Annotated in this window: 20 protein-coding genes and 1 pseudogene; 19 read left to right on the top strand and 2 right to left on the bottom strand. The window is 69.5% G+C overall.

Annotation, left to right across the window (positions count from 1 at the left end):
• Nucleotides 1–273 precede the first annotated feature (273 nt).
• On the top strand, nt 274–774 hold the full coding sequence (locus AOK08_RS28500; RefSeq protein ID WP_055531347.1) for a hypothetical protein: 501 nt from the start codon (nt 274–276) through the stop codon (nt 772–774).
• Between the two features lie 370 nt (nt 775–1144).
• Complete coding sequence (locus AOK08_RS28495) at nt 1145–1645, top strand: hypothetical protein (RefSeq protein WP_055531345.1); 501 nt, start codon at nt 1145–1147, stop codon at nt 1643–1645.
• 83 nt (nt 1646–1728) lie between these two features.
• Here AOK08_RS28495 and AOK08_RS28490 read toward each other — a convergent pair whose 3' ends face one another.
• Nucleotides 1729–3336: an ADP-ribosylglycohydrolase family protein gene (locus tag AOK08_RS28490; RefSeq protein WP_079054322.1), complete on the bottom strand. Its 1608-nt coding sequence runs from the start codon at nt 3334–3336 to the stop codon at nt 1729–1731.
• Nucleotides 3337–3631: 295 nt separating this feature from the next.
• Between AOK08_RS28490 and AOK08_RS28485 the strand changes: the two genes are divergently transcribed.
• The 14 genes and pseudogenes from AOK08_RS28485 (at nt 3632) to AOK08_RS28420 (ending at nt 14600) form a co-directional block, all read left to right on the top strand.
• On the top strand, nt 3632–4408 hold the full coding sequence (locus tag AOK08_RS28485) for an RNA ligase family protein (RefSeq protein ID WP_055531343.1): 777 nt from the start codon (nt 3632–3634) through the stop codon (nt 4406–4408).
• Nucleotides 4409–4482: 74 nt separating this feature from the next.
• Nucleotides 4483–4851 (top strand): annotated as a pseudogene (locus tag AOK08_RS28480) (HU family DNA-binding protein); the annotation flags it as partial.
• A gap of 96 nt (nt 4852–4947) precedes the next feature.
• Nucleotides 4948–5775, top strand: coding sequence for a hypothetical protein (locus tag AOK08_RS28475; RefSeq protein ID WP_055531341.1), 828 nt, complete (start codon nt 4948–4950; stop codon nt 5773–5775).
• 33 nt (nt 5776–5808) lie between these two features.
• The gene (locus AOK08_RS28470) at nt 5809–6732 is read left to right on the top strand and encodes a hypothetical protein (protein WP_055531340.1); all 924 of its coding nucleotides are present in this window, start codon (nt 5809–5811) and stop codon (nt 6730–6732) included.
• Nucleotides 6729–7193, top strand: a complete 465-nt coding sequence (locus tag AOK08_RS28465) for a hypothetical protein (protein WP_055531338.1) — start codon at nt 6729–6731, stop codon at nt 7191–7193. The genes AOK08_RS28470 and AOK08_RS28465 overlap by 4 nt, the downstream gene beginning before the upstream one ends.
• On the top strand, nt 7190–7798 hold the full coding sequence (locus AOK08_RS28460) for a hypothetical protein (RefSeq protein ID WP_055531336.1): 609 nt from the start codon (nt 7190–7192) through the stop codon (nt 7796–7798). Before AOK08_RS28465 ends, AOK08_RS28460 begins: the two co-directional genes overlap by 4 nt.
• A gap of 93 nt (nt 7799–7891) precedes the next feature.
• The gene (locus tag AOK08_RS28455) at nt 7892–8875 is read left to right on the top strand and encodes a hypothetical protein (RefSeq protein ID WP_055531334.1); all 984 of its coding nucleotides are present in this window, start codon (nt 7892–7894) and stop codon (nt 8873–8875) included.
• Nucleotides 8872–9249 carry a hypothetical protein gene (locus AOK08_RS28450; RefSeq protein WP_055531332.1) on the top strand — a complete coding sequence of 126 codons (378 nt, stop codon included), beginning with the start codon at nt 8872–8874 and terminating at the stop codon, nt 9247–9249. The genes AOK08_RS28455 and AOK08_RS28450 overlap by 4 nt, the downstream gene beginning before the upstream one ends.
• 72 nt (nt 9250–9321) lie before the next feature.
• Nucleotides 9322–10686: a hypothetical protein gene (locus AOK08_RS28445; protein WP_241827118.1), complete on the top strand. Its 1365-nt coding sequence runs from the start codon at nt 9322–9324 to the stop codon at nt 10684–10686.
• A gap of 32 nt (nt 10687–10718) precedes the next feature.
• Nucleotides 10719–12029, top strand: a complete 1311-nt coding sequence (locus AOK08_RS28440) for an Eco57I restriction-modification methylase domain-containing protein (RefSeq protein ID WP_055531330.1) — start codon at nt 10719–10721, stop codon at nt 12027–12029.
• Between the two features lie 149 nt (nt 12030–12178).
• Nucleotides 12179–13102: an SRA domain-containing endonuclease gene (locus tag AOK08_RS28435; protein ID WP_055531328.1), complete on the top strand. Its 924-nt coding sequence runs from the start codon at nt 12179–12181 to the stop codon at nt 13100–13102.
• 161 nt (nt 13103–13263) lie between these two features.
• Complete coding sequence (locus AOK08_RS28430) at nt 13264–13932, top strand: GNAT family N-acetyltransferase (protein ID WP_055531326.1); 669 nt, start codon at nt 13264–13266, stop codon at nt 13930–13932.
• Nucleotides 13933–14032: 100 nt separating this feature from the next.
• A complete protein-coding gene (locus tag AOK08_RS28425; RefSeq protein WP_055531325.1) occupies nt 14033–14314 on the top strand; it encodes a hypothetical protein in 282 nt (93 codons plus the stop codon).
• 106 nt (nt 14315–14420) lie between these two features.
• A complete protein-coding gene (locus AOK08_RS28420; protein ID WP_055531323.1) occupies nt 14421–14600 on the top strand; it encodes a hypothetical protein in 180 nt (59 codons plus the stop codon).
• A 146-nt stretch (nt 14601–14746) separates the two neighbouring features.
• Here AOK08_RS28420 and AOK08_RS44965 read toward each other — a convergent pair whose 3' ends face one another.
• Nucleotides 14747–15214: a hypothetical protein gene (locus tag AOK08_RS44965; protein ID WP_157876838.1), complete on the bottom strand. Its 468-nt coding sequence runs from the start codon at nt 15212–15214 to the stop codon at nt 14747–14749.
• Between the two features lie 230 nt (nt 15215–15444).
• Between AOK08_RS44965 and AOK08_RS28415 the strand changes: the two genes are divergently transcribed.
• From AOK08_RS28415 to AOK08_RS28405, 3 genes are all read left to right on the top strand, one after another.
• Entirely contained in the window at nt 15445–16218 is a 774-nt protein-coding gene (locus AOK08_RS28415; protein ID WP_055531321.1) for a glycosyltransferase family 2 protein, read from the top strand.
• Between the two features lie 386 nt (nt 16219–16604).
• Nucleotides 16605–17069, top strand: a complete 465-nt coding sequence (locus AOK08_RS28410; RefSeq protein ID WP_055531319.1) for a hypothetical protein — start codon at nt 16605–16607, stop codon at nt 17067–17069.
• Between the two features lie 109 nt (nt 17070–17178).
• Complete coding sequence (locus AOK08_RS28405; protein WP_055531317.1) at nt 17179–17463, top strand: hypothetical protein; 285 nt, start codon at nt 17179–17181, stop codon at nt 17461–17463.
• Nucleotides 17464–17881 lie beyond the last annotated feature (418 nt).

Raw genomic sequence — 17881 nt, 5'->3', positions numbered from 1 at the left:
ATTGAGCTGCCGAATGGGCCCGTTGCGCCGACTGGCGGATACGCAGCGCACCCAGGCCGGCAGGCCACACACGCGCCGTATTGCATACCTCGATAATAGGCTGTAATTTAGGCGCGCGCCGCGCCCCCTGCACGATCCGGGAGGCCGGCACGGAAGGGGCCGGCGGCGCCGGCACAACCTCGAACAGATGCCCGCCGTATCCAGCACCCGCTCCGGCTGCTGGGTCGCCGACCAGGACCGCGCCACCCGCCGGCCCGAGAAGGAGTGAGACCGGTGATCCCAGCTGATGCGGAAGAAGCGGTTCTGACCGCAGAAGAGATTGCGGAGACGTACGGGGTTCCGCTGAGCCAGGTCCACAACTGGACCCGCATGGACGGTTTCCCGGAAGGGTGGACGGTCGGCGCCGTCGGCAGCATGCTCGTGCGTGACTCCGAGGCGGTCGACGACTGGCTGCGCGAGAACTTCCCGGTGCACTGGGCCAAGGGTCAGCAGTCGGACAATCCGTACGACCTGCCGGTGATGGGGCCGAAGGCCCTCGTGACGCTGAAGACCATCGCGGAGCTCGAGGGAAAGATCCTCGGCCGCGACAAGCCGGTGGAGCTCGGCACCCTGCGGGGTTACATCTCCAAGAAGACGATGCCGCCGGCCGACCGGACTCCCGGGGACGGGAAGCAGCCGGAGGTCACCGAGCGGAAGTGGTACTGGAAAACGGCCTCGACGTGGCTCAACCGGCCGCGCCAGCGCATGCGCCGGCAGGGGGGCACCGCGCGATGAGCCAGCCGTGGCAGAAGACGCAGGTTGCCGCGGGGCGGGCTCGGCCATGAGCCGCGCCCGGGGCCAGGCCCGGCTCGACGCCGACGCGATCGCGGCAAAGTACGACGTAACTGGCCGGACAGCCAGGGCGTGGACGCAGTCCGAGGGGTTCCCGGGCGAGGACGCCAAGGGGACCCACGACGCGACCGCGGTGGATACTTGGGTCCGAAGCAATCGCCCGAGGACCTGGACCGCGGCTCAGACGCCGAAGTCCTCGCCAGGTGGATCCGCTCGTGGCCCGGCAGGCGGGAGCAGCGGGACGCCGACCGGACGCGGTCCAACCTCCCCGGGCCGAGCCGGAGGCGCAGGCCGGGGGAAGAAGAAGCGCCCGGTGAGACTGACCGTTGCGGGCATCGCGAAGCGGTTCAACGTCCCGGAGCCGACGGTACGTACCTGGATCTGGAATGCGACCGAGGAGAAAACGGAGGACGGCAAGGTAATCCGTACTCCGTTCCCTGATCCGGTATCCGAGCGCCAACCACGTGAGTGGGACCAGGACGAGATCGATGCCTGGGTGGAGAACAACCGCCCGCGCGTGTGGGCGGCCTTCGCCGGAACTGGACCGGTACTCGTTCAGCCGCTTCCGGAGGGCAATCCTCAGGACCTGCTGGATATCGACGATTTCGGGGAAGTCTGGGGGAACGCCACGCGCGGCGAGCCTCTCAAGCACGACACGATGGTCGCGTACCACAACCGAGGGCAGATTCCGTTCGCCGACCGGCAGCCGGGTGACGAAGGCAAGCCTCGGGTTTTCGCGTATCACTGGTATCGCCGGACGGTGTACGACTTCATCCTGGAGCGTCCCGGCCCGGGGAGGTTCGGGCCCCGGTAGATGTCTGTGTGTGGGTCGAGCGTGATCCCCAACTTCCGTTTTGGACCGCGCTCGACCCACACACCGGTCGTGTGGAGTTGGGGTTACCGGCCCGGGAGGGGGCTGCCCGCAGCGAGTTGGCGGGCCTTGGGGCGGTAGGGCGTAAGGCCGGCCAGTTCGTACACGGCGTCGTGGAGTTGCCAGTGCGCCAGCAGCGTCCAGTGCTGGTCCAGCGCCCCGTAGATCTCGGCCAGCGCCTTCTGCGGGGGCGTGCCGAGCAGTGTGCTGTAGGCGGCGGCGACAGCCGGGGTGCGCGAACGGCCCGCGACGCAGTGCAGCAGGACCCGCTTGCCTTCCTTGCGTAGCCGGACGATCTGGTGGGCCGCCTGGTCGAGGACGTAGTGGAGGTTCTGGTTCGAGCCCTCCTTGTCGACCAGCCACACGCGGACGTGTTCGACGTCGGTGCCGGACAGGATCGGGGCCTGTCCGACGCGGCATAGGGAGACCACTGCGTCGACGGGTGCCGCGCCCCGGTATTCGGTCAGGGGAAGGTTGCCCAGCAGTACGCCGGGGTCTTCCGGGTGGGGGACGACGAACCCTTCTCCGGCGTAGCCGGGAATCGGCACACGTGCGGTGGTCGGCCAGCCGTCGGCGTCGTCGAATCCCTTCCGGGCGGTCAGCACGGCCAGGCGGACGAGGTCGGGCCCGGTCAGGGACGGCCACCCGTTCACGGCCTGCTGCCAGGCAAGCGGGATGGCCGACAGGCCCCACCGCGCGCCCAGCAGAGTTCCGGCGATCGCGGCCACGGTGTCGGTGTCGTTGCCCGCACGGACGGCGGCTTCGGCGGCGAGCTGGAAGTGCTGGGCCGGGAACGAGCGGCGTTCTGGTGCGTGCTCGGGGACGGGGGTGCGCGTGATGGCGGACCAGGCCGCCTGGAGGGCTGTGACGACGTAGCCGTTCGACGGCCAGTGGTGCGGCGGGTTGGCCTCGGCCTCGTCCAGTCGGCTGGTCCAGAGGTCCTGGCGGTCGGCCGGGAGGAGGTGAATGCCCTGGCGGACGCCGTCGAAGGTGCCTTCCAGGACGGCGGTGCGGATGCCGGAGCACCACAGGATGCATGCTTCGATGCACTCGGGGTCGCTGTGGGTCAGGGAGCTGATCAGAGTGGCCGCCTGGGCCATGCCTTCGGGGTCGTCCAGGTAGGCGAGTGCCACGATGCCGGTCCGCATGAGCGAGCCGTTGCCCGCGCTGTAGCGGGCGCGGGCGGTGTAGGCGTCGGCGGCAGCGGTCATGGCCTCGCTCGGGGATCCGGTCTCGCTCTGGTGAGCCGCCATCAGTACGGCGCTGGTCTGGTTGCCGATGTCGGTTGCCCCGCTCGCGCGCCAGTTGTGGAAGTTGCGGGCGATCTGGTCGAGGGCAATGGGGCTGGTCAGGTCGGCTCCGCTCGCGGCAACGGCGGCGATGCACACGTGCATCTGCGTGTCGTCGGAGTACTCGCCCGGCTTGTAGGGGCCCAGGCCGCCGCCGATCATGGCGGGCTGCTGGTCGTCGGCGAGCCGGGGCGTGAATTCGTACGGGACGCCGAGCGCGTCGCCGCATGCGGCGCCGATGAGGACTCCGGCCGCGCGGTCGGCGGCCTGGTGGTCGAGAACGCGGGTGCCGAGGAACGCGGCGGTCTGCGGAGTGTCAGCGGAAGAGGCTACGGACGTCGGCATCACGGGGTTCTCCCTGGGGGCGCGAGTGGAGGCTGATTGCGAGCACTGCTGCGGGGAGCACGGCGTGAAGTCGACCGGCACTGCGACCCGCTGTCGCTATGTCAGCCTGACACAACGCGAGAGCTTTGGTCAAGACGACGATATGCGTTGCTTAACTCGATAATCTCGTGTAACTTGATGGCAGTTGGGTTGATGAGGCCGCCCGTCCGTCCGTCCGTCGTCGGCCGCCATCCCCGCACCCCTTCCGGCCGCGCGCAGCGAGGCCGCGCCACCCTGAACTGGAGACCGCACAGCCATGCTTGACTTGCGCAGCGTCAATCTTGAGTCGCTCAACTCGGCCACCAAATACCCCTCGATCCTCACGTTCCACGAGCGTGGCCCGAAGCAGGGCACGCTCGTCGAGGAAGCCACCGTCTTCGAGGGGAATGTGCTGCTCACCGAGAAGGTGGACGGCGCCGGCACCCGGATCGTCGTGTTCTCGAACGGCGAGTACGTCATCTGCTCCCGCGAGGAACTCCTCTACGCTCGCGGCGACTTGATCGCGAACCCCAAGGATGGGGTGGTCGAGGCGCTTCGGCCCGTCGCGGATGCGCTGTGGACGCCGGGCGGCGGCGGCACTCAGGTCCTCGTGCTCTACCTGGAGGTCTACGGCGGCAAGATCGGCCGGAACTCCGGCCAGTACACCGGTCAGGATCAGGTGGGCGTCCGGCTGTTCGACGCGGCCATGGTCCCCGGGGACGTCCTCAGCCGTACCCCGGCCGAGGCCTCCAGCTGGCGGGAGCACGGCGGCCAGACGTTCTTCACCGAGGAAGAACTTCAGGCCGTGTCCGCGCGACAGGGCATCGCCCTCACCCCCCGGCTCGGCACAATCCCGGCGTCGCAAGTGCCGACCGGTATCGAGGAGATGCACGCCTTCCTCGTCTCCCGGCTCCCGGCCACCCGAGTGGCCCTGGATGCCGAGGCGGGGCACCGGCCCGAGGGCATCGTGCTGCGCGCCGAGGACCGCACCGTCATCGCCAAGGCTCGGCTGAAGGACTACGAGAACACCCTCCGGCGCCGCTCCGGCCTCTGAAACCCAGTCCGACCCGGAGGGGCGCCCGGCCGGCGCCCCCGCCCCGCCCCTCAACAACACACAGGAGTTACGACATGAACAAGGCCCAGCTCGTGGATGCGGTCGCCGACCGTCTCGGCGGACGGCAGCAGGCCACCGACGCGGTCGACGCGGTCCTGGACGCCATCGTCCGCGCGACGGTCGCGGGTGACCGCGTCTCGGTCACCGGGTTCGGTTCGTTCGAGAAGGTCGACCGCCCCGCCCGCTACGCCCGCAATCCCCAGACCGGAGAGCGCGTCCGGGTCAAGAAGACCTCGGTACCCCGCTTCCGTCCCGGCCAGGGATTCAAGGACCTGGTCAGCGGCTCGAAGAAGCTCCCCAAGGGCGGCGGGGTCTCCGTCAAGAAGGCCCCCAAGGGAAGCCTGAACGATGGCGCGGCCACAACCCAGAAGAAGACCTCGTCCTGACCTCTCGTGCCCGGCGCCGACGTACGACGCTCGGCACGCCGGAACGCAGAAGGCCGGGCGCTCGTTGCGCCTGGCCACGGCAGGAAGCCGCCCATGACCTACCTCGTACTCGAAGCCGGTCGAGTCGTCTCGGCTCACGGCACCCTGCCGGACGCCCGGGCAGCGGAACCGCAGGGCGCCGGCCCCAGTGACGAAGCCGGCCCGCTGCTGGACGGGGAGCCTGCCTGGTGGTTCCGGACCTGGCCGGACGGGGACGAAGCGGGACTCGGCATCGTCCGCACCCAGGCGACCGCCCTCGGCGTCCGTTTCGAACTGCGCATGTGCCGGGCGCCGGAAAGAACCTGCGCCCACCCGGGTCGTACGGACTGCGTCATCCGGGCCGTCAGCAGTTCCTACGGCCTGCTCCGCGGCCTCGCCGAGTTCCTGCCGTCGGCCTGGATCTGGGCCGGGGTGCGCGCCCCGGACCCGCGTGGAGAGACGCCCGAGTTCCGAAGGCAGACGGAAGTGCTCACCGAACGCCTGGCCGCAGGCCTTCGGCCCGTTCTGCGAGCCGTCGGCGAACCGGCCCGCAGCACCGGGACAATCAGCGCCCGGCGCGAGTCCGCGCACGCCCTTGTCGTTGAGTTCCTGTCCCGCCACTTCAGTCCCGAGCCCGACCGAGCCGAGGACGTTCGGATCCTTCCCGTCCTCGACGGCGCGCACCTGCACCTGACGCTGTCGCCGCCCGCGGCGGGAGACACGGCCCTGTGCAGCACCCCGATCCCGGCACAGCGGGCCGAGGTCCGCGGCCTGGCGGGCGTCGTCCGCCCATGCGACAGGTGCTTCGGGCGATCTCCCATCGTCCCTGTTCCCGTCCGCACTGCCGCCGAGTACGACGCCTGGACCGCCTACCTCCGCACGCACTCCCCCGGTACCCCCTGACTTCAACTCGCCACCCCAGAGCGGAATGCCCCCATGCGCGACACCCTCACCCCCGGCTCCTACGGCCAGTTGGAACTCCGGCTGTTGCGCCGGGCGTCCTTTGCCGCCACGTACCTGCCGCAGGTCATCGACTTCATCGTCCGCGAGGTGACCGGAAGCGAGTTCACCCGCCCCTGCGCCCAGGAAGCCGTGCAGATCCACAGCCGGCTCGTCCGCTACACCGTCCACGGCCAGCCAGGCGCCCGCGAGCTCGCCCGCAGCATGCTGAACGTCCGCCACGCCGTGGGTCTGGTCCAGCACGAGCACTACCGGGCGTCGGCCGTGCCCGGCGGGAGACACGACAGTGTTGTCTCCGGCGGCCAATTGCTCCGCCACTGCGTGGCAGCCGGCCGCGAACGCGCGCTCCCGGCGCGGGGCGGCGCCCTCGTCATCGCCGAGGCCGACGGCGCCAGCACCGTCTACCGGCCTGTGAGCGCGGTCGAGGCGCGAGCCATCCAGGTGACTGCCCGCAACGCCAAGGAAGAGGCAATCCGCCTTCACGAACAGGTCGTTGAGGCCCTGGCCCCGCATGTGGTGATGGCCGACTGGAGCCGGGACGAGGGATACGGCGTCGCGGTCGACGTTGCCCAGGAGGCGGTGACCGTGCAGTGGTGGCCGGCCTCTCTGCCCCAGACCTGGGCACTGTGGGAACGCGGGGGTATTCGAGAGCTCTGCGTTGCGATGCTGTCGCCGTCGTGGCGCGTCACCCCGGGCGCTGGTCAGTCTCTGGATGACCATCCAGGAATGTTGCATATCTCGATAATAAAGTGTACTGTAATTGCATCCGGAAGGGCCGCCACGCAAGCCCGGCCCCGAACTGTCTCCGGTCCCCCACACGTTCAGCCCCTCCCGCACCAGGTGCCTTCGCACCCACGTCCGGCCGGGCACCCACCGCCGCCTCAGGGAAACCGCCGATGACCGACTACGCCGAGAAGTACGCCGAAGCGCTCGACCCCCGCGTCCTCAACTACTTCCCCCGCTCCTCCCCTACCCAGTACGCGGAAACCACGCTCTTCGGCTGGCTGCCCACCGAGGATCTGCCCGAGCATCACAGGTGGCTCGCCGCCGTGATGTTCCGCTCGCAAGACGGCGACAGCACTCTCAAGGGGGCGCTCGCCCTGGCCGACGACACCGGTCACCTCACGTGGAACCCGGACGCCATGAGCGACCGCTCCACGCGGAGACGAGCCCTGATGAGCTACTGGCTGTGGGCGGAGGAGATCCAGCGCACCTACCAGGAAGGTGACCGGCTGATCCGCGAAGCGCTGCCGGTCTTCGGCGTCGACCCCGACAACACGGACATCGGACTGGCGTGGGACCTGTTCGAGACCACGCTCTCGGCCGACGAGTACGGGCGTTCCGCGCGTGAGGGGCGGTGAGCGCGCCCGCGGTGCCGGTGTCGTGCGCCCACCGGCCCCGGCACGGTGGTCTCGTCGTCCCGTACGTGTCCTTCGAGCACAACGGTGTGGTCGTCTTCGGCGGTGTCGACCCGGTCAAGCGGGCGGTCGCCTTCGAACGCGGCCTGTGCCAGATCTGCGAACGTCCGCTGAGCGAGCGCCTGTACGTGCTGGTTCGCCCTCAGGACGTCGGTGTCGGGTACTCCCCAGAGCCCGGGTTGCACCCTCAGTGCCTGGTCTATTCCGAGGCTGCCTGTCCCATGCTCAACGGGGCCGCCGCCACCTACCGCAGGTCCGGGGTCATCGCCGGGCATCCGGCTGGTCGGAAGTGCGAGGACCCCGACTGCTCCTGTCCGGTCACCGAGCTGAACGACGAGGGCCGCAGACGCGCGGGCAGCAAGGCCGACGACTGGGACGCCTGGATGCTGCCGCTGGATGCGTACGAGCTCCGCCGCGATACCGGAGGGTCGGTGCTGGGGATCGAGCTCCCCTCCAAGCCGCTCCGTATCCGCCAGGTCCGTGTCTCGCCCGAACGTGAGCGCGCCCTCCAGCTTCTCGCGGACCTCCAGGCCGTGCTGGGCCTTTGACCTCCCCCGCGCCCGGGCAGTGCCCGGCGGCGCCTCATCCGCCCGGTGGCCGTCCGCCGCACCCGCCGGGCCTCTGTCACTGACGAGGACACCATGATCGCTGCATGCTTCAGCCCCTCCGACATCGAGTCTCTGGTCCGGATCGCCGGAACCCTGGCCGACTCCCCGGCCGCTGCTGACCTGTCCAGGTCCTACCGCGACCTCGCCGCCCGGGCCCGCGCCGTCCTGCTCGCGGAGGCCACTGGGCGTCCCGCCCCGGCCGTCTCCGCCCTTCTCGCCCCCCGTCCGCGCGAGGAGGTCTGGATGCTGCGCATCTGGAACCGTCACGAGGACTCCACCTCTCCCTACGCCACCGAAGCGACGGCGCTCGCCGAGCTCGCCGACTACGTGCGCGGCAACTGGGACAACCTCTACGGCACAGACGGCGTGCCCGAACAGCCGCCGGCCGACAACGCCGAGGCTGTGGACTGCTACTACGGTCCGGGCCGCGGCGACCGGCCCGACGAGGGCTACGACCTGTTCGCCGAGGAGATCACCGGGCCCCGGCGCTCGCGGGTCGTGCCGCTGGACTTCGCGTTCCCCGACGCCGCCGAGGCCGCTGCCCTCAACCGTGCCACGGTCTTCCACCCGGCGGATGAGGACGGTCCCTCATGCACCGAAGTGGCCGGAGTGTTCACCTTTACCTACCTGGACGCCGAGGACGGCGCGGTGCAGGTCTCGGTGCACCTCGACAGCGCCAACCCCGAGCGCATCGTCCGTCCGGACGGCACCGTCCCGCTGCGCGTGGTGGTCGAGGACACCGTCGTGCTCGACGACAGCCAGATGGCCGCGCCGCATCCGACGGTGCTGGAGGCATTGCTGGCCAGCTCGAATTCCGCCCAGAGGGATGCGATCTGCGAGGCGGCGGTCGCGGCGGGCCTCATGTGGCGCTGTCCGACGTGCCGGTGGCCCAATCCCCGTGCGGCGACGTGCTGCGAAGGGCCCGGCGGCTGCCGCGTCCCGCAGCCTTCCACGTCCGGCCCGCAGGAGATCTCCCTGGTGCCGGACTCGGTTCTCGCGCTGGAGGGGCCGCGATGAGCGAGCAGCTGTCGCCTCCAGCCCCTCACCACCTCCGTGCCGCGAGCGCACACCCCGAGGGCCGGCTTCCGGAGGGAGTGCGGCGGCCGACGCTCCAGGCCTATCTGGACCAGGGCCTGGTCTACCGCAACGATGCCGATGGCTATGTCCTGCCCGCAAGCACCGCTCAGGACGACGAAGGCGGCGGGCCCTACCTCATCACCGGTGCAGGGCGCCGGGCGGTGCTCAACGACTCCCAGCGCGCCATCGGGGCCGGCGGAGTCGACGGCGCCGTCCATCCCACCGACGGCGACGACGGCCGCAGCGGCCCCAAGTACCGCCCCTACCTCACTCATGCGGGCATCGACGCCCGCGCCGTTCCGCCAAAGCCCTGACCACCCAACCCGATCCGGTGCGGGCGGGCCACGCCGTGGCCCGCCCCTCGATCCGTCCCCCAGGCGCGTCTGATGACTTCTCTCACCCTGTTCGACACCCCCGCCCTCAAGGGCGCCACCACCGAGGCTTCCTCGCCAGCGGGCGGCGTATACACCGCGTCCGCCGTCGCGGACGCTCTGGCCGCCTTCCGCTCGGCGCCACGCAAGTCGCTCGCGTACGGCCTCGGCGTGGACTCGACAGCCCTGTTGCTGGCGATCCTCGACGATCCCGTGAGTTTCGGCATTGCCGAGGACTTCTCCGATTTTTCCGTGGTGACGGCTCTGACCGGATTTGAGTTTCCCGACACGATCGCGGCCGTCCAGGACCACGTGCTGCCCAGGTTGCGCGCGAAGGGCGTTCGGTATGCGCAGGTCGCCCGGGCCGGGCACCTGGAGGAGGCCGGGGTCCAGGTCCTCTCTGACACTACGACGCCTGGCCGGGTATTTAGCCGGGGCCAGTGGACTCTCATGGACGAGATGGAGGCCAACGGCACGGTCCCGCAGTATTCAGGCGGGCACCGGTGCAGCATCAAGTTCAAGGGCTTCCCGATCGACAGCTTCCAGCGCAGCCAGGCGGGTGGCCAGACCGTGGGCAAGCTCTTCGGCTACAACGCCGACGAGTTCAGGCGGGCGGCTGAGGCGAACAAGCACCAGGCGCGCCGTGACAAGAAGGCCGGAGCCCGGACCTTCGCCCTCGACTACCCGCTGATCCGCCTCGGCTGGGACAGGGAGGCGGTGCAGGGCTACGTCCAGGAGCGCACCGGCGTGGCCATGGCCAAGTCCTACTGCCCTGTTTGTCCGTTTTCTGGTGTGTGTTCGCCGCAGCCGGACCACTTGAAACGGCTGCGGAAGTACCCCGATCTCGCCGCCCGCGTGCTCCGGCTGGAGTACGTGTCCATGGCGCTCAACGACAACAGCTCGCTGTACAAGGACGACACCCTCTTCCGGCGGGTCACGGCGGACCAGAACACCGACGCGCTCGGCCAGTTCGGGGCGCGCCTCGACGAGGAGGACTGGGCGGTCTACCGGGTGCAGCGGGCCTACACCGCCGGGCGCCGGCCCGAGTGCCACACGGCGCACGGCGATCGCTGCGCGAAGCCCGGGTGCCGCGACAGCGGCATCAAGGGCACCGTCTACCGGTCGGTGAAGACCGTACGCACCGGGAGCCGCGCCGAGGCCAGCGCCTTCCTGCGCAACGCCGCGGTGGCTCTGAACCGTCGCGTCGAGCACTCCACCGCCCACGGCCTCGGGGTCGACCGCGTCCGCACTCACACCCGTCCCGACAGCAAGACCTACGGCACGGTCGAGGACTTCTACGTGACCGCCCCGGCCGGCGTCCAGGACAAGGCGCGCGACAGCTTCGCCACCGTGTGGTCCGGCATGACCGGAGGCCAGTAGCCCGCCGATGAGGCATTCCCCTGCGAGGAGACATGAACAACCGCACCCTGTCCCCGGCCGCGTACGACAAGGTCACAGCGGCGGTCACCCGGGACACCGGCGAGCGCCGTGCCGCCGCCCTGTGGATTCACGCGGCGGGCCTTGCCCGCCACGCCCACAACCATGGGCTGCTCACGGCCAGTTCGCCGCCGCCAGGGCCGGACGGCCTGCTGAAGTTCCTTGAGCTTCTCGCGTCCTGCCACCCCGCCCTCGCGCCGCTCGCCGACCCGGACGTACTGCCGGTGTGGTCGCAGCCGCTCAGCGACACGGCCTGGGCCCGAATCGAACAGTTCTGGGACCGGCATCCCGTCCTGGAGGACGGCCTGCGGATCGACGGCTACGCGCTCGGCGACACCTACCAGTTGCTCAACGAGGAGGCCCGCAAGGGCCGGGCCCTATGCCAGACGCCGCCGTGGATCGCCCGGCTGCTGCTGCGGCTGTCCCTGGAACCGGCGATGGACGAGTGGGGGCCGGCCGACGTCCGGATGATCGACCCCGCCTGCGGGACGGGCCACATCGTTCTTGCCGCCTTCCACGCGGTGCGCGTCCCGCCGGTCCGCGGACGGCGCCACGCACGGTCCGCCCGTGAGGACCTGGCCGTGGAACGGGCTCTGGCCGCGGTCGCGGGTGTTGATCTGGACGCGTACGCCGCCGTGCTGACCTCCTACCGGCTCCTGGCGAGCGCCGCCACGGTCCTGGGCACCCGGCTGGACCGCGTCCCGGCCTCCTGGCCGATCAACGTCACGGCGGCCGACTCCCTGCTGGATGTCCACGAGCCGCTGCTGCGCGCCGGCGCCTATCACGCGTGTGTGGCGAACCCGCCGTACATCACGCCGAAGGACGCCGCCGTCCGCGACCGGGTCCGTGCCGCCTACCCGCAGGTGGCGAGCGGCAAGTACTCCCTGGCCCTCCCGTTCACGGCCTTGATGCTGGAGCGCCTGGCCGTGCCGGGCGGCTTCGTGGCGCAGCTGACCGCCAACTCCTTCATGAAGAGGGAGTTCGGTCGCCGCTATGTCGAAGATTTTCTTCCCCGCTTCGATGCCCGGTGGATCATCGACACCTCGGGGGTCTACATCCCCGGGCACGGGACTCCGACCTGCATCCTCATGCACCGCGCCCGCCCGCCGGTGGGGAACACGGTCACCGTGATCCGCGGAAACCTCGGGGAGCCCCGCATCCCGGAGGACCCGGCACGCGGTCTCGTGTGGAGTGCCATCGAAGACGCCGTCGACAGCCGGTTGGCTCTGGAACACTTCGAAGCGGGACTCAAGGCACATGTTGCACATCTCGATAATGACGGGTAGTGTGCGACCCCCTGGACGGCCTGGCACGTTCCAGCCTGTTCTGCTGAGGCGGCGCCCATCCGGTCACCGGCTTCGGCCCGGGCCGCCGTTCACCGGCTCTCGCGCCTCAGCGCCCCTCGAATCCCTTTCACGCGCCATCAGGACTGCACATGACGTTTCCTCTTCAGCCGGGTGACAGCATCGCCCGCCCCATCCTTCACACGCTCATCGGCGGCCGTCTCAACGGACGCATCAGTCCGAGCAAGACCACCACGGTGATCAGCCTGTTCAGTTCGCCCGGAACCCACGACAGCCAGTACGACGGGTGGACGGGCCAGCACTTCCACTTCCAGGGCGAGGGCAGGGGAGACCGGGATCAGTCGATCAGGCAGGGCAACCGGGCCGTCGCCGAACACGCCCTCTCCGGCCGCTCGTTGCGCCTGTTCGCCGTAGCACCCGGGTCGCAGGTGCGCTACCTCGGCGCCTACCGCCTCGACCCGGACACCCCGTACGTGCGGGTGCAACTGCCGGTCATCGGCGGCCCGGCCCACCCCCCGCGCACCGGCTACGTCTTCAGGCTTCTCCCCGAAAACGGCACCCCGGCGCCGAGTGGGGTCCCGGTCGTCGAGCCGCTCCTCGCGCACACGGCCGTCCGTGAGCACGACCTCGCCGTCCCGTTCCGCCCCCGGCCGGGCGAGGAGCGCGGACGCAAGCTCACCCCTGCCGAGCAGGAAGCCGAACGGCTCCTGAAGGACTACAGCAGCTACCTGACCCAGACAGGACACGACATCCGCCGTTATGCGGTCACACCCGCCCGCACGCTCCTCCCGCTACCCGTGGACCTTCTCGACCACACCGCCAACGAACTCGTCGCCTGCACAGGAAGCGTCGCGCGGGCGCGCGTGCTGGCCGCGTTCGGTGAACTGCTGGACATGCGCAGGTTCTTCGACCCCACCCCGCGCCGCGTCATGCTCGCTCCGTCGATGCCGCACCCCGACCTGGTCGACCTGTGTGCGAGTAACGACATCACCCTTGTATGCCGTGACGGCGAGGGCGGCTTCACCCGGGTGGAGCCCGCCTCAACGGGCGAATGACCGATGGGCACCCAATAGCATGGCGTTGCATATCTCGATATTTCAATGTAGTATGATTGCAGATCGCCCGGGCCAACTCGCCGCCCGTCGGCCTCTCTCTTGTCACCCGTGAACCGAGGCGCAGCGCCTCCGGGACCTCTGGGAGCCTTTCCTTGAAACCTTTGCGCACCCGCCTGTCCGGCATCCGCATCCGCGATGCCGGCAGGCAGGACACCGAAGCCGTGATGCAGCTCGTGGCCGCGGCCAATCCCGAAGACCCCGAGGCTTTCGAGGGCGCCCGGCTCACGCTGGCCCAGCCTCCCGCTGGTCCGCTGTCTCATTTCAGGAGCCTTGTCATCCTTGCCGAGGATGCCTCGGGCAATCCGGTCGGCGCGCTGATGGGAGGGGCTCCGACCTGGCTCTTCGAGCATGATGGCCTCGATCATCCCGATCTGGTGGAGGGTCTGCTAACGCGGATCGGCATTGTCTCCGCCGTGTCGGTGCATCCGGACCACCGTGGCGGCGGAGTGGGGGCGGGGCTGATCCGGCATGCCGCCGGGCGATTCGCGCGTGCCGGATACGGACTGCTGACGCTGAACTTCTTCCCGGCGCTGGAGGGGTACTACCGCCGCCTCGGATTCACCACCATGGACACACTGCACGTGCATGTCGGAGACGGGTACGTCGTGGGCCAGCGGTGGGGCGATACACGGGTGGCAGCAAAGCCGGTGGACCGGTACACGGCGATCGTCCCCGTCCGCGGCTTGGCGTCCCCCGTCATCTCGGGCATCCTGCCGCGCAGCGGGGTACCACAGGACGCGTACTTCGACGGCGAGCAGTTGCGGATCTGACCTGCTACTTGATCGGATCGGATCCGGCTGGGGCAGCAGTCGATCCGCCTGGATCCGGCGACGGCCCACCCGGCGCCCCGGTGAGGCGTCGGCACAGGAAATGGAGACATTGATGCGGGTGGACGGCACACAGCACTCCGAACGGCACGCCTGGACGCGGTGGGCTCTCTTCTTCGGCCTACCGTGCGCCGCGCTCGCGCTGGGCAGCGTGTGGTTGTTCGAGCCGAGGAGCGTGGGGGCGGCGCTCGGCGCGGTCGGGGCCGCCATGGTGGCTCTGCTGGCCTTTGTGCTCACTATGCCGCGCCGCAAGGCGGCGGCTGATGGGGCGCGCCAGCCCCGCGAGGGTTCGTCTGCCGAGGGCGGCCAATCTCCTCCGGCATGAGCCACCGGCACCTACGACTCCGCGGCTTCGGCCCGTCGGACCGAAGCCGCGGTACAGACCCTGCCCAAGCAACGAAGTACAGCGTGCTATCGCGTAAGGAGCAGCCGTGGCCGGCGAAGGAAACGAGTACGTCACTCTGACGGTTGTAGTGAGGAGGGGAGACACGGAAGGAGACCCCTGCGACATTCTGCTCGACAGCCCTGCGGACATGATGTTCGTCGGGCACGAGGACGGAGTGACGTCGACGCCGCTGGTGCTCGGCGCGGATCCCGGGAGTTGGGCCTAGCGGTTCTGTCGACGCCGTCAACCACAGCGACGTAGCTTACGGCTTCCCCTTCCGGCGCCCCTGATGAGGCCATGGAAGCGGCGGCCCATGAGCCTCCCGAGGACCGGGAGGACGTCATTGGCGGCTGTCCAAGAACCTGAGAAAAGTCAGCACGTGATAGGAGTTGCGCCATCAATCAGTCCCAGCCGGCCTCTCCCCGCCCGACGGACCCGGAAGAGATCGCCGAACTGCGCGGCGCCTTCTCGGACGGATACACCGCCGACGACATCAACCGCGTCTTCGGCATCATCCGGGACGTCTGCGGCCAGAGGCTCGTATGCCGGTGGTCCCTTCTCTACGAGGGGTGGTACCGGGAGACCACCGAGTTCTACTTCCAGGACGGCACCACCTACTACTACGACGCAGGTGTCTACGAGTGGCTCAGCGGTGACCCGGACGCCCCTCTCAACCTGGGCGACGCCCTGCAGTTCCGTGGCAACCCCGTCCCGGACACCGACACGGACGGACCGCAGCACGCGGTCACCAACGACGGGTTCCACAACTGCGCCCTCGTCGACAGGGACAGGTGAGCCACAGCCCGGGTTCGGGTTCGGATCACTGCTCTTCGGATTCACTGGTGCGCGGCAGCCTCGGCCTGATGGGTGTCGGGGGTAGCGCGTGGTGATCCTTGGATGCCGAGTGAGAGCCGGTGGAGCCGTTCTTGCCGGTGGGCAAACGCAAACCGATCCCTGACCTGCGGCGGCAGTCCAACGACCTCGGGCGGCGCGTACGGCGAGAGGCAGTCCCGCGTAGCCTTGGCCAGCGACAACGTCCATGACGACTCGAACTGGGTAGGAGCAGCGCTGTGCCCGTGGTTTCTGTGGTGATGCCGGTACACGACTCGGCGGCCACGCTCGGCGCCTCGATTCGGTCGGTGCTTGCCCAGACCCACACTGACCTGGAGCTTCTGGTCACCGACGACGCGTCGTCCGATGACTCCATGGACCTGCTCATGGAGTTCGCCCGGCAGGACGAGCGTGTCCTGCCGCGAGCGGCACCCGAGCGGGGCGGTGCGGGCCGGGCACGCAACCTCGCCATGGAACGTGCCGGTGGGGACTACGTCGCCTTCCTGGACAGCGACGACATGTGGCTCCCGGAAAAGCTGGAGCGGCAGATCGCCTTCGCGGCGACGGCTGGCGCGCCCTTGACGTTCACCTCTTACTACAAGGTGGACGCCGAGTACACCGGTGAGGGCACCGACTTCACCCCGAACGGGCGCGTGGTCCGGGCACGAGAGCACGTGGACTACGGCGCGATGCTGGTCCAGGACCACATCGGCGCGCTGACCGCCATGTACGACCGCAATGTCCTCGGCACCCGGCTGATGCCGGAGATGCCCAAACGGCAGGACTACGCCCTGTGGTTGAGCATCATGCGTGATGGCGCTCCCGCCCGCGGCCTTCCCGAACCGCTGGCGGTGTACAGGTCCGGCCGCGCTGGATCACTGTCCTCCAACAAATTGTCTCTCGTCCCGTTCAATTGGGCGCTGTACCGCGAGCACGAACAGCTGCCGGTGCACCGGTCGGCGCGGGCACTGGCCGGCGCCGCATGGCATTCGCTGCGTAAATCGCGGATCTAGCCTGCTCCCGTGTCGCGCAGGAACCTGAAGCAGCAAGCGCGGATCTTCGGGGGCATCGTCGTGCTGGCCGCGGCCGAGTAGTTCGCGGCAGTGGACCCAGCGGTGCGGGTTCACGATACGGATCGAGGAACCTCCCGTAGCTGTACGCCGCGTCGACCAGCAGAGGCACGGTTTGACGGCGTCAGGCGCCGCACGGGCATCCTTTGCTCTTCTGCTGTTTGCCAACGCCCTTGCCCGGAGCGTCCTGCGGGCTGCCACGGGGTCATGGGGTCGAGCGAGCCGGAATCACATGCGTTGCATATCTCGATCATTACGGGTACTGTAGATGCATCGAGCGGCGGTGAATCTCGCCCCCCGCCCTACCTCCCGCCTCAGGAGAACTCTCCATGCCCGTACTCGCGTACTCCGATGTTGCCGCTGCCCTGATGTCCTACCGCAAGCGCTCGGGCGACGCCTGGCTGACCCTGGTGGATCTCACGTGCGACCTGAAGCACCTGGCCCGCTACATGCGCAGCGACATGGACCGCTGCCTCGCCGGTGACACGGGCGCGCGACTGGACGAACGGCCCCTGTGCGCCATGCCCAACCTCGCGCCGTCGGTGCGCCCGATCGCCAACACCGATGACACGGAGTCCGCCGACCACGCCTTCGACGTGTACGTACACGCCAGCGACGCCGCCGTGGCCGTGCGCGTACACACGGCCACGGACACGCACCTCACCTTCTCGGCGGCGCTGACCCAGCTGCTGACCGATCTGCGCTCCTACGCCGAGGAGATCGGCTTCGACTTCGCCGAGATCACCCGCGCGGCCAGGTCGGCGGACCGGGTCGAGAGCCAGAAGGCCCGGTAAACGCACCGGCCCACCCGTGCCCGACGGCCCCAACCGGCCCGGCGCCGCACATCTCACCGCACTGCATCGCCCGCTGCCTCACTCGCTCGTTCGGAAGGATTTCCTCCTCATGACCAGCATGCGCATCCCCGCACCGGCCCGATCGGGCCGCGGCTCGATACGCCAGTTCCTCGACAACGGCATACACCCGGCCACCCAAGTTCCCCTGGCAGTCTGCGGCGGGTGCGCGCACAGCGTCCTCAAGCAGCTCGGTGAAGGCAAGGAGCCGCGCGAGCGCCTCAAGTGCAGTCTCCTTCCCCGCGGCAGCCGCGGGCTGCGCGGACCCGACCTCCGCGACGACACGCCCGCGTGCGCGAAGTACACGGCACGTACGGACCGCGGACTCGGCGCCTGATCTTGTCTGCCCGCGGGTGTCTGTCCCGCGGGCACCGGGAGCGTTGGCGCCCCGGCCCCCGCGGGTGTCTGTCCCGCGGGCACCGGGAGCGTTGGCGCCCCGGCCTCCACGGTCCTCCCGCCCTCTGCGGCTGCCGCTTTTGAGGAAGTCACATGTCCAGCAGCGCCCACATCTCCACACGAGTCGGCGAAGCTCTCGCCGAGGCCGTCACCCGCGGTCCGGAGGCATGTAACGATCCGGCCTGTGCACGGCACGCCGGGACCAGTCAGTGCCCCCCGTTCCCCACCGTCCGTAGTTCCGGAGCTGTGTTCGGGGAGGCGGTGGCCGACGCCTGGCACCGTGCCGGGGGTAGCCAGCTGGACGTCCCCGCAGGGATCGTCGCAGCCCTGGCACTGTGGCCCATCAAGTCGCCGGGGGC

Source organism: Streptomyces graminilatus, assembly GCF_001418565.1.
GTDB lineage: Bacteria > Actinomycetota > Actinomycetes > Streptomycetales > Streptomycetaceae > Streptomyces > Streptomyces graminilatus.
Note: the sequence above shows the minus strand (reverse complement) of the source record. Positions and strands in the feature narration are given on the sequence as shown.